Origin of the sequence: Neorhizobium sp. NPDC001467 (assembly GCF_050275975.1) — a bacterium.
Taxonomy (GTDB): Bacteria; Pseudomonadota; Alphaproteobacteria; order Rhizobiales; family Rhizobiaceae; genus Neorhizobium.
The window spans coordinates 64,856-76,885 of sequence record NZ_JBNNPS010000002.1; the positions used below are offsets into that span (position 1 = coordinate 64,856).

The window sequence follows — 12,030 nt, forward strand, 5'->3', positions numbered from 1 at the left end:
TTCGGGGGCTTTTCTTTTGCGCTTTTGTCCCTTTCCTGCTTGGTTGGGTTGATCGATCACCTCAGTCGTGACGCAATGCAGACGACTTGAGATATTCCTGGTGCAGATCCTGCAGACGCGCTGCAACGAAATCCGCGAATTCTGGGGCGACCTTCTCATCGAAAACGAGGTTGGTACGGCTGCCGGATTTCTCCATCAAGGCAAGCTTGACGCCGCTGGCAGCCTTGATCGGCTCGGGCTTGTCCTTCTCCACCTTCACCGAGAGTGCGGTCATGACCTTCACGAAGCGGCTGTCCGAGTCCGACTGCAGAAACTGCGGATTCTGCAACAGCGTCTTTAGTTCCGCGGAATCAGGCTTGTCTGCCAGACGTTCGGTCAGGGCAATCCACCTCGGCCTTCCAGCCTTTGGGGCCGGGCCAATCGCCTCGATCAGGGAACGCGGCAGGCCATGGGCGACCGACATCAGCCTTGATAGCTGGGTCTTTTCCATGCCGAGGGCGGACATGATGATGCGGCGGTCGAACCCTTTCTCTTCCAAGGCCAAAGCGAAAAGTCCGCGCTCGATATAGCTAAGGTCGGCCCGGGCGGAGTTTTCCTGACCCTGAATGACGACCAGTTCCTCATCCGAGAGGTTCTGGACAACGGCCTTGACCGGACGACCGAGCGCGCGGAGAACGCGAACACGCCGATGCCCGAAAGCAATCTGGTAATGCTCCGCCCTGGTCGGATGCGGGCGAACCAGGATCGGGCTCTTCTGCCCGGATTCCCGAATGGCATCAGTGAGCTTCTGGAAATCCTCACCGTCATCGGGAAGACGATCATTGACGAACGATCCCTCGATCTTGTCGGCGGGAATTTCGATGACGGCAGAACCCGCGGCGATCAACGCACGCGCCTGATCTGCGGCATTGGCAATCTGGCCCAGGGTACGCCCCATGGCACCCACGGCGCCGGACCGTATGTGTTGCATCTTGATTTCCGGGGCGGCCTCAGCCGGGGAAACCTGATCGGACACAGAGTTGCCAGCTGGCAACTCGGCCTCCCGACGTGACAACATGGCTTTCAACGTATCTTTGCGACTCATCCTGCCCTGCCCCAGGCCTGACGGATCAGACCTTCAATCTCGCTATTCACGCCATCCAGCGATTCCATGGCGCGGTCATAAGTGTTCTTGGAGAAGTTCTCTCGCCCGACCTCATAGAGCGTCTGCTTCGATAGTCCGGCATCGGAGATCGCCGTCGACTTCAGTGCCGTATTCGTCAGCACGCGCTCGCGGAAGAGCGAGCGCATGAAACCCACCATCTGCGTCTGCGGTCCATCCGATGGCTCGTAGCGGGTGACCACATAACGAATGAAATCGTAGTCGAGGTCGCCTCCCGAATCCTGAACGACACCGAGAAGATCTGAGGTCATCAGCAGGAACTGGCACATGGACATGACGTCCAGCATCTGGGGATGCGCGGTGATGATGAGGCCGGTCGACGCGCAAAGGGCGCCAAGAGTAAGGAATCCCAGCTGAGGCGGGCAGTCCAGAACCATGACATCGTAATCATCGGCCACCGTGCCAAGGGAAGAGGCCACGCGTCCGAAGAAAGGCTCCGCGCCACGCTCGGCCAACGCCCGCGGTGTGTCATGTTCGTATTCCATCAGCTCAAGATTGCCCGGAACGATATCGAGGCCCGGAATATAACTCTTGCGGATGATATCTTTCATCGGACGGCGCTGGTCGTCGTAGCGGATCGCGGCATACATCGTTTCGTTGCCGGCGATGTCATATTCCGGCTGATAACCATGCAGCGCTGTCAAAGATGCCTGGGGGTCGAGATCAACGGCCAGCACACGATAGCCCTGAAAGGCCATGTACTGGGCCAGATGGGCTGCGGTCGTCGTCTTGCCGCTGCCGCCTTTGAAATTGACCACAGCCATGACCTGGCAATGTTCGCCGTCGCGACGGCGCGGCACGTAGCGCTTGTTGCCTTTGGCGTTCTCGTCAAGGACGGCGCGGATTTCATTGATCTGATCGAGTGTGTAATAACGGCGCCCGCCATTATTGATGGTCGGCTGCGGTCCCTTGCCGTTCAGCGAAAGTTGGCGAAGATAGGCGTCCGCGATACCGATAAGCTTGGCTGACTCGACCGAGGAGAAAGAGCGCAATACTTTCTGGGCGACCGGAGGAAAGAGCGCAGCCCGCATAGCCTGCAATTCCTCGGACAAGGCAGCGCCGTCGCCGGCGATGACTTCCGTCATGGGGCGTTTGGGTTCTTGCGCGTCTACTGGCTGACTACGTGTCTTGGCCATAACTACGATAAATCTCCAGAGTGTCGGAATATTCCGTAGTGAACCATGGCCCGAGTCGCTCTGAGTCGCAAGGCTTTTAAAGTTAACGAAGGGTTAACGTCCCCCGCTTCCGAATGCTATGCGCTAGAGCCATGTGGAGCCACACGAGTTGCCATATGGCAACGCGGATTCGGAGACCGTGGACATGAAGCGCTGAGACCAGTAAGGCAACGGACAAAAACGGCCTTGGCTCGCGCCACGACGACCCCGCCCTGCGGTTCGGTAGCGGCAGTATCCAGCCCGGTGGGAACGGACCATGATTGCATGTGGGCGGTTATCATGGCGTCAAGTCGGAGGTGGCCGTGGTCACCCTACAACGCAATATGCCTCAGGGTCCCGGTCCGGCAGGAGGCCTTTAAACTTCGACGGGATGAACGCCGCCCGGCCAGCAATATTTCGAAGCTGCACGGACGGCGGGAATGTAATGCAGGGAAGGGGCCAAGGCACGACCGTCTTGGCTGGTAGTGATAATTGTGTACCGTGCTCCTTTGGAAGCTGACATTGTTGCCGTCCTGCATGGCTACCGGCAGATGCACAGTTTCGTTTCGTATGCTGGTCCCTTGGCATCCTCCAGGTATTTATGATAGTCATCGTTGCTGAAGTCGGCAGTCAAAGGCGTCGATGCGGCTCGTAAAAAAACTCTACCAAGACGTAGTATGGGTAATGAACCCTAAGGGCCCGCTATCTTTCAGATAGGCAAATTAGCCATTGTGGTACAATGACTTGGCAGAGCGACGGTATGTGGTGCCGAAAGCCGGCGATCAGCTATAAACCCGTCCCCTGCCCTTGTCTCCGCAAGGTCTGCCACTCGCGCGAGGAGACAAAATCGTTTAGCCGTCAGCCATGGATTATGATCTGACACGATTGCCGTTGGCCGATATGGCGGGAGCGATCGCGGCTGCCACATCGGCGGTCACGCGTCTGGATGAGCGTTTGGTTCACTCTCCGATCAGGTTGGGCTGGCTGTCGCGCTCGCATTTTTGGGATGCCTGCGCCGCGCTCTGGGTTGATGGTGAGCTGGTCCATCTGGAAGATCTTGTTCGTGAGGTCGGTGAACTTGGTGCGCGCCGGCCGAGCCAAGCCCTGACCATCGCCCATGATATCGTGCGGTCGCGCCGGCGCATCCTGACGCATCCGCACGGATGGGCGCTGACAGAGGCTGGGCTGAACCGTTTGCGCCGGGGACATGAGCGCACCGAACCAGTGCTCGAACACAAATCTGCGCGTCCGAAAGTCGCCGGTGGCGATGATACCGATGCGGGAACGGATGATCCGTTTTCAGTACATCTGGCGGAGATCGATGCGGTGTTGGCCCGAAGCGAAGCCTTGTTGTCGCAAATTCCGCTGTCGGGTGCTCATGCCGTCAGTCGGGAGCGTGAAGACATCGCCGATCTTATAGAGGGTCAAAAGACGCATCGCGACGAGGAAGACTGTATGCGGGCATGGCGGCAAGTTCTGAAGAACTGCGGCGAACTGCCGGGCGTTTTGCGGGCCGTGGTGCTTCTGGATGCCTGGGACAGGATCCAGGTTCTGGAACGCATGCCTTGGCTTGGCCCATTGCTGTCGGCCGCCGCATTGCGCGACAGCGGTCTGACAACTGGCTGCCTGCTGCCGATCAGCGTCGGCATCAAGCAGGTGCCGCGCAGCGATCGTAGACATCGCCACCGCGATACGCGGCTTCACGCCCTGTTGAGTGCTGTACTGAAAGCGGCGCAGTTCGGTCTGAGCGAGCACGATCGTCTGTCGCTCATACGGCAGCAGCTGGTACAGCGCCTGGACGGTCGGCGCAGTTCGTCGAAATTGCCGCAGCTCATCGATCTGGTTTTGCAGCAGCCTTTCGTTTCCACGGACATGATTGTCGAAACATTGGACGTGACACCGCAGGGCGCGACCCGGATTATCTCCCAGCTGAATATTCGAGAGTTGACCGGCCGCGGCCGCTTTCGTGCCTGGGGCGTTCTCTAGCCGTCCATGCTAGAAAATCGCAGCTGCGCGATAGGTCGATATCGACGACACCGGATATAAGTTGCCAGCTGGCAACTCCGTTTTTGCGCAGTTCCGCTGTGGCAGGGAGGAACTGATGTTCAGTTCGGCATGCATGTCTGGTAGTCCTACGGAGCTTCAGACATGCACCTCAACCGAGGCAGATCTTCCCGGCCAGACTGTGGTTGCCCGGCGGCGTCTGGATACCCGAAGCATTCCGTCATGGAACTATGCGAGAGGCTTCTCGTTGGCGGCAATGTTGGTGCGCGCAGCGAAAGGAGTTCCCATGGATTTGCAGTCTCAGGTGGCGCTGGTAACCGGCGCGGGTTCGGGCATCGGCAAGGCCTCGGCGGTACAGCTGGCTTCTGCCGGCGCCAGTGTCGGCGTGCTTGGCCATACACGTTCAGAGATCGAGAAAACGGCACAAGAGATCATCGACGCCGGAGGAAAGGCATTTGTGCTCGAAGCCGACGTCGCCAGTGAGGATGGCATGCGCAAGGCAGTGTCGGCGCTTGTTTCGGAATATGGTCGCCTGGACATTGTCGTTGCCAATGCCGGTATCAACGGGGTCTGGGCGCCGATCGATGATCTGAAGCCCGATGAATGGGACAGGACCTTGTCCGTCAATCTGCGCGGCACATACCTGACGCTCCATACGACCGTGCCGCATTTGAAGGCGCAGGGGCGTGGGTCGATCATCGTCATCTCCTCGATCAACGGCAACCGTACATTCACCACGCCAGGTGCCACGGCTTACGCGGCAAGCAAGGCCGGGCAGGTGGCAATGGTGCAGCAATTGGCGCTGGAACTCGGCAAGTATCATATCCGTGTCAACGCAATCTGCCCTGGCGAGATCGAGACCAGCATCGATGAAAATACGCGCCAGCGTTCGCCTGAGGAGACGGCGATCCCGGTCGAATGGCCGGCCGGTCAGGTGCCGATCAGCGATGGCAAGCCGGGCAGGAGCGAGGATGTCGCCGACGTCGTGGTCTTCCTTGCATCCTCACGGTCACGGCATGTTACCGGCGTTCCGATCTATGTCGACGGGGGGCAGGGGCTCTTGCGGTAAGGGCCGCTGTTAGATGTTATCATCGGACCGCGCGGTCGACCGCTCGTCACTCATCGATCGAGAAACTCCTGCCATTGCCGTTCTCCCGACAGGCAGTCGGGCGGAGCGTCCGCGGCGATGCGCTGAAGGGTAGGGGCGGGCGCCGTGTTGCTGACCTCCATCACCATTTTCCGTCGTATCGCGATGGCGAAGTCCTCGATCTTGAGAACCGGCAGGACGAAGGACCCGGGGCCGCCGGCGACGCAGTCGAAATAGTAGCGATCCAATCCGCCTGCCGTGCCGGATGGGCGCAGCATGATGGCCAGACCGTTGATGACGAGGCCTGCTTCAATTGCCTTGTCGCGGACGGGCAAAACCGGGACGCCAATATTGTTGGGTCCGTCGCCGGACACATCGATCACCTGCCGCATGCCGCGATACTGGTTCGAGACGATCGATGCGGCGCCAAAGCTGATGGCGGCGGAAATCGACGTGCGTCTTTGCGTGGCGATGGGGCGGGCTGCGATCTTTTCGCCAAAGGCCTTTGCGTCCTGCGCCGTCGCGATGATCTGCCAGTCGATGACCGAAGCCTGATCGACTTCGCCTGCCCATTCATAATAGCTCAGCGCTATGCGCCCCAGCATGCCGCCCTGAACGGCGGTAATGAATTCCGGATGCGACAACGCCTCGACATAGCCCTGCCGCTGTATCCGGATCTCTTCATAGTCCATGGAGCGTGAGACATCGACGGCAAGCGCCAGTTCGACATCGACTTCGCCGCCGCCCGCAGCGGCAACGACAGGGGGCGTGGCGGAAAGCCCCATGAGCATCGCAAGGGTGACCAGCATCTCGACCTCGTCACTGCGTTAATTCTGATCCAGAGTAACACAGAAGAAGTGCGGCGCTAGTCCTTGCGGTCGAACCGCAAGCCGCAAGCCGCGCGTCCGGCAATCCGTTAGACGAGGCGTCTGGGTTACTGCCTGATTTCGTCGACAGCCTTATGGTCGAGCCCATGTTTCAGGGCCTCGAGCAGGCAATCGGAAATCGCCTTTCGCAATGCATAGGTATGGTTGCTGGTGCGTTTGTGGTCCAGTGACTGGGCCGCATTGACCAAGCTCAGTCCCTGATGGACCACGATTTGGTGAGCCCGCTGAAACGCCCAGGACTCGATTTTACTACTTTGTTCGTTCAAAGCAGCCTCGCTAAAACATTTAGCCAATATTATTGCGAATCATTTCGCACTTCGAAAATAACGCAGGCGGGGACGCCGCGAAATATAGCGTGGAAATACTACCAAAAAAGGCGTTTGGAAAACGCCAGGAAAAACAGCGTTCTACAACTTTTAACGGGCAAGATCTACGGAACTGTAAGACAACAACAAAGGTGAGCTACAGTCATGATGTCGTAAAATTACGACAGTCACGACTGTAACTCGCACAAACGTCAGTAAACATTGCAAAGCGGCTGCGGAATCGCATTCGCTTCCCGCTTATTTCTTCACGATGACCCAAATGGCGTGGATGATGCCCGGAATGTATCCACAAAGCGTCAGCAGGATGTTGAGCCAAAAGTGCAGCCCGAGGCCCACCTGGAGAAAAACGCCCACGGGTGGCAGGAAAATGGCGAAGAGAATGCGGATGACGTCCAATGTAGGATCCCTTGTGCGAACGCGGTGAACCGGTAAACGCACCGATGCGTTTTTGGTTCATCTGCCAGCACATCATCCGCATGTTATTTCCGAAGTGCGTCGTCCGGATCCCGGCCCGGTCGGGGCCGGTAACGGCGGATGGTCCAGCCGTAGTGGATGGCGCCACCCCGCAGGGCAAAGGCGACAACGAAACCCACCATGGCGCTGAAGAAGAGGGGCAGGCCAATCGCCTGGCCAAGCACGAAGGCGCCGGCACCGCCCAATGCAGCCGAGATGTAGATTTCCGGCCGCAGCAGGACGGACGGTTCGTCCGCTAGAATATCACGCAGAACGCCGCCGCAGGTCGCGGTCAGCATGCCGGTGACGATGGCGATGATCGGCGACCCGGTTGCCTCGATACCGATCTGAGCGCCCATGACGCTATAGACCGCAAGACCGACCGCATCCAGCCAGAGCAGAAGCCTGTAGCGGAATTCAACGAGATGGGCTGTGAAGAAAACAAGGGTTCCCGTGGCCACGCAGACCAGAATATAGGCCGGTTCCTTGACCCAGAAAACCGGCAGCCGACCGAGGATGAGATCCCGCAGCGTACCGCCGCCAATACCGGTCATCGCGGCGAAGAACAGGAAACCGATAATGTCGAGCTGCTTGCGCGATGCCGCCAATGCGCCTGCGGCGGCGAAAACGACGACACCCGCGTAGTTCAGAAGGGTCAGCACATCGCTCTCCTCATTGGCCATCCGGCTTCGTGCATCTGCTTTATGCGGCTGCTCGGCGTGAGACAAGCGTCCTGCATGTCGGGGCCGGCCTATTATCGGCGCCCCGCCGATATCCACGCAACGGGCGCCCGTCCATTATGGTCGGGACCATCCAGCCGGATTTTTGCGCCCGGCGCTGCGGGACGCTCGGGCCCCAGACTGCAAGTGCATGACCGGAGGCTGCGCAGTGTAACTCTGGCGAAAAGCGGGAAGGGCAGATTTCCGACGGAACCTATGGTCGGTTCAGGCGCTTGCCTGCAAACGCATCAGTTCGGAGAAAGCGCGATGATCAACGACCTCTGGTACAAGAATGCCATGGTCTATTGCCTGTCCGTGGAAACCTTCATGGATGCCAATGGCGACGGCGTTGGCGACTTTCAGGGGCTGCAGCGGCGGCTGGATTACCTGGCGGGCCTTGGGGTCAACGCGATATGGCTGATGCCGTTTCAGACCTCCCCGGGCCGCGACGACGGCTATGACGTATCGGACTACTATAATATCGATCCGCGATACGGCACGCTCGGCGATTTCGTCGAATTCACGCAAGGGGCCAAACAGCGCGGTATTCGCGTTCTGATCGATCTTGTCGTCAATCATACATCCGACCAGCATCCCTGGTTCAAGGAGGCGCGGGCGGACAAGAATTCGCGTTTTCGTGACTGGTATGTCTGGTCTAAGGAAAAGCCCGCCAATGCCGACGAGGGCATGGTTTTTCCCGGCGTGCAGAAGACCACCTGGACCCGCGACGAGAAATCAGGCGAATATTATTTTCACCGCTTCTACGAGTTCCAGCCGGACCTCAATACGGCAAATCCGCAGGTTCAGGCGGAGATCCTGAAAATCATGGGCTTCTGGATTCAGCTCGGCGTGTGCGGCTTCCGGATGGATGCGGTGCCGTTCGTGATCGCCGAAAAGGGCGCCGACGTGAAGACCCCGAAGGCGCAGTTCGATATGCTGCGCAGCTTTCGCGAATTTCTGCAGTGGCGCAAGGGCGACAGCATCATTCTGGCGGAAGCCAATGTCGTGCCCAAGGAGAACCTGCAGTATTTCGGCGATGATGGCGAACGCATGCAGATGATGTTCAACTTCCACGTCAATCAAGCGCTGTTTTATGCGCTGGCCAGCGCCGATACAAGGCCGCTCGGCAAGGCCATGAAGGAGACGCAGGAGCGGCCGCAATCGGGCCAGTGGGGAGTTTTTCTACGCAATCACGATGAGCTCGATCTCGGTCGCCTCAGTGAAGGTCAGCGCCAGCGGGTGTTCGACGCCTTCGCCCCCGACAAGAACATGCAATTGTATGACCGGGGTATTCGGCGGCGTCTGGCGCCAATGCTGGGTGGGGATATTCGGCGCCTGAAGCTCGCCTACAGCCTGATGTATTCACTGCCCGGAACGCCGGTCCTTCGTTACGGCGACGAAATCGGCATGGGCGACGACCTGAAACTGCCCGAACGCAATTGCGCAAGAACGCCGATGCAATGGTCGAACGAGCCGAATGGCGGGTTTACCAAGAGCGACAAACCTGTTCTTCCGGTCATTTCCGAGGGGCCTTACGGCTACAGCCATCTCAATGTCGCCTTTCAGAGGCGCGATTCCGAATCGATGCTCAACTGGACGGAGCGTATGATCCGCATGCGCAAGGAAGCGCCCGAGATCGGCTGGGGCACGTTCAGCCTGCTCGATTGCGGCGACGCCGGTGTACTGGGCATGCGCTACGACTGGCGCAACAACGCCGTCGTTACCATTCACAATTTCCATGACCAGCCAGTGGAAATCGTCTTCAAAGCCGGCGGCGAGGAAGGCGAGACGCTGCTTATCGATATCGCCGACGGAAGCGACAGCCGCGCGGATGAGCAGGGTCGCCATCATATGGTGATCGAACCCTACGGCTATCGTTGGTATCGTGCCGGTGGTCTGGATTATCTGCTCAAGCGCAGCGACATCTGACGGGTTGGGGACACTGACCTTTCGGGGACTTTCCGATCGATCAAGTCATCGGCGTTCGAGTACCGCGAAGGCTTCGTAGGGAGCAAGATCGATGGTCGCATCGATCCGGTCGCGGGCGGCATAATTGCTGCTCAGGCACAGGCCACGGATCTGCGCTTCCGGCGGCATGGTCAGTGACAGCGGCAGCGGCTTGAAATTGGCGACAACCACGAGCCGCACTTCATCGAGCTGGCGTTCGTAGACGAAGACATTCGGATCGTCGTCGAGATAGGATCGGTATTGCCCATAGACGATGACGGGGTGGGCCTTTCGCATCCCGATCAGGTGGCGGTAGTGATGCCATATCGACGCCGTGTCGGCGATGGCGGCAGCGGCGTTGACTGTGGTGTAATTGTCGTTGACGTCGATCCACGGAATGCCGGAGGAGAAGCCGCCATGTGGGTCGGAACTCCACTGCATAGGCGTTCGGGCATTGTCCCGGCTGCTTTCATTGGCGCCCTTCAGAAATTCCTCGGGCAAAAGACCGGCATCGACATGCAGGCGCTGCATGTTAAGCGTCTCGATGTCGCGATACTGGTCGATTGTCGTGAAGGGCACGTTGGTCATGCCGATCTCCTCGCCCTGATAGACGAACGGCGTCCCCTTGAGGAGATGCAGAACGGTGGCCAGCATCTTGGCCGATGCTACGCGGTAACCGGTGACATCGCCGTAACGCGACACGGCTCTCGGCAAATCGTGATTGCCCCAGAACAGCGAATTCCATCCGTCCGTCGAAAGCGCCTGCTGCCATTTGCCAAGCACCGCTTTCAGCGCAACCAGGTCGAGCGGTTTTGGCCGCCATTTTCCGTAGACGCTGTCCCATTGCTGGGTGACATGCTCGAACTGGAAGACCATCGACAGCTCGTTGCGGTCGCGGCCCGAATAGAGCAGCGCCGATTGCGGCGTCGCACTCCAGGTCTCGCCGACGGTTAGCAGGTCCCGGCCGCCAAACGTGGCTGCGTTCATTTCCTGAAGGTAATCGTGCAGGCGAGAACCGTCGGTCACGATCCCGGCATCCGGCTGCTTGCCGATGTAGTCGATCACGTCCATCCTGAAACCAGCAATACCGCGCGCAATCCACCAGTTCATCATGCTGTAGATTTCTTCGCGCACGCGCGGGTTTTGCCAGTTCAGGTCCGGTTGGCGTCGTGAGAACAGATGCAGGTAATAGTCCCCTGTGGCCGGGTCGAGCGTCCAGGCCGGGCCGCCGAAGGAGGACTGAAGGTCGTTCGGCGGCCCGCCATCCGCCGCCGGCCGGCGCCAGATGTAGAAGTCGCGATACGGGTTGTCGCGATCGGCGCGCGATTGGACGAACCAGGGATGTTCATCGGACGTATGGTTGACGACGAGGTCGAGGAGTATGCCGATATCTCTCGCTTTCGCCTCACGGACGAGCTGATCGAAATCGTCAAGCGTGCCGAATTCCGCGGCGATATCGCGGTAATCGGAAATATCGTAGCCGTTGTCGTCCATCGGTGATCGGTAGATCGGCGACAGCCAAATTACCCCGATACCGAGGTCCTTGAGATAGTCGAGTTTGGAAATGATGCCGGGAATGTCGCCGATACCGTCTCCATCGGAATCCGAAAAACTGCGCGGGTAGACCTGATAGGCAGTCGTCGTGTGCCACCATTGCTGCAGCGGGGAAGACATCTGTTTCGCTGTGGAGGGGTGGTCCATGGCATGCTCCGGTTCGGACGGGTGGTTGCCGGGTGAACACGGAAAGACAATGGATGTTCCGAACGGCAGGGCAGGCCCGCGCGGGGAGGCGATCGAACGGTGTCCAGCACCCGCCGCGCTCACCGCGATCAGGCGCATGTCATCGTTGCATCAATTGAATCGCGGCGACTTCTAGCACAAGCGGCACGGGTTATTTCGGAAGCTGGGTGGCAACCTGCTTGATGGCATTGGCGACGACATCACAGAACTGCTTTTCCGTGACATTCTGTGCCTTGGCAGAGGCGGCGAGATCCTGATTGACGCCCATGGCAGCAATCGTACCGCGTTCGCCGGTCTTTTCGGCCTCGTCGCCCTTGTCGGTGTTGGCGGGTGCCGGGATGAGCGCGATCAGCTTTGTCTGCACGGCAGCGGCTTCACCATCGATATGCCCCTGGTTCTGGCAGTATTTCAGGACGCCCAACTGATTGCGTGCCGAATTGTACGCCATTTCCATCTGCTCGTTGGTCGCCTGACCGAAGGCCGGCGAAGCAGTTGCGGACACCGAAAAGGCCAGTGCCGACACGCCGATCAAGACAGTTCTTTTCATCGCT

The 12,030-nt window shown here is 59.0% G+C and carries 11 protein-coding genes; 3 read left to right on the top strand and 8 right to left on the bottom strand.

The features are described 5' to 3' along the window. Positions 1–61 precede the first annotated feature (61 nt). Complete coding sequence (gene repB / locus ACQKKX_RS05260; protein WP_427569416.1) at positions 62–1,084, bottom strand: plasmid partitioning protein RepB; 1,023 nt, start codon at positions 1,082–1,084, stop codon at positions 62–64. Further along, the gene (repA, locus tag ACQKKX_RS05265; protein WP_427569417.1) at positions 1,081–2,247 is read right to left on the bottom strand and encodes a plasmid partitioning protein RepA; all 1,167 of its coding nucleotides are present in this window, start codon (positions 2,245–2,247) and stop codon (positions 1,081–1,083) included. The genes repB and repA overlap by 4 nt, the downstream gene beginning before the upstream one ends. A gap of 933 nt (positions 2,248–3,180) precedes the next feature. Here repA and ACQKKX_RS05270 point away from each other — a divergent pair. Both ACQKKX_RS05270 and ACQKKX_RS05275 read left to right on the top strand, forming a co-directional pair. Beyond that, positions 3,181–4,302, top strand: coding sequence for an RHE_PE00001 family protein (locus ACQKKX_RS05270; RefSeq protein ID WP_427569418.1), 1,122 nt, complete (start codon positions 3,181–3,183; stop codon positions 4,300–4,302). 304 nt (positions 4,303–4,606) lie between these two features. Then, a complete protein-coding gene (locus ACQKKX_RS05275) occupies positions 4,607–5,389 on the top strand; it encodes an SDR family oxidoreductase (protein ID WP_427569419.1) in 783 nt (260 codons plus the stop codon). Between the two features lie 50 nt (positions 5,390–5,439). Here ACQKKX_RS05275 and ACQKKX_RS05280 read toward each other — a convergent pair whose 3' ends face one another. The 4 genes from ACQKKX_RS05280 to ACQKKX_RS05295 form a co-directional block, all read right to left on the bottom strand. Further along, a complete protein-coding gene (locus ACQKKX_RS05280; protein WP_427569420.1) occupies positions 5,440–6,216 on the bottom strand; it encodes a DUF1194 domain-containing protein in 777 nt (258 codons plus the stop codon). 125 nt (positions 6,217–6,341) lie between these two features. Continuing rightward, the gene (locus ACQKKX_RS05285) at positions 6,342–6,482 is read right to left on the bottom strand and encodes a hypothetical protein (protein ID WP_427569421.1); all 141 of its coding nucleotides are present in this window, start codon (positions 6,480–6,482) and stop codon (positions 6,342–6,344) included. Positions 6,483–6,857: 375 nt separating this feature from the next. After that, positions 6,858–7,016, bottom strand: a complete 159-nt coding sequence (locus tag ACQKKX_RS05290; RefSeq protein ID WP_112733530.1) for a YqaE/Pmp3 family membrane protein — start codon at positions 7,014–7,016, stop codon at positions 6,858–6,860. A gap of 83 nt (positions 7,017–7,099) precedes the next feature. Next, positions 7,100–7,756: a trimeric intracellular cation channel family protein gene (locus tag ACQKKX_RS05295; protein ID WP_427569422.1), complete on the bottom strand. Its 657-nt coding sequence runs from the start codon at positions 7,754–7,756 to the stop codon at positions 7,100–7,102. 303 nt (positions 7,757–8,059) lie between these two features. Between ACQKKX_RS05295 and ACQKKX_RS05300 the strand changes: the two genes are divergently transcribed. After that, entirely contained in the window at positions 8,060–9,721 is a 1,662-nt protein-coding gene (locus ACQKKX_RS05300; protein ID WP_427569423.1) for an alpha-amylase family protein, read from the top strand. 45 nt (positions 9,722–9,766) lie between these two features. Here ACQKKX_RS05300 and ACQKKX_RS05305 read toward each other — a convergent pair whose 3' ends face one another. After that, the gene (locus ACQKKX_RS05305) at positions 9,767–11,440 is read right to left on the bottom strand and encodes a glycoside hydrolase family 13 protein (protein ID WP_427569424.1); all 1,674 of its coding nucleotides are present in this window, start codon (positions 11,438–11,440) and stop codon (positions 9,767–9,769) included. Between the two features lie 190 nt (positions 11,441–11,630). After that, positions 11,631–12,026 carry a pore-forming ESAT-6 family protein gene (locus ACQKKX_RS05310; protein WP_427569425.1) on the bottom strand — a complete coding sequence of 132 codons (396 nt, stop codon included), beginning with the start codon at positions 12,024–12,026 and terminating at the stop codon, positions 11,631–11,633. Positions 12,027–12,030: the final 4 nt, after the last annotated feature.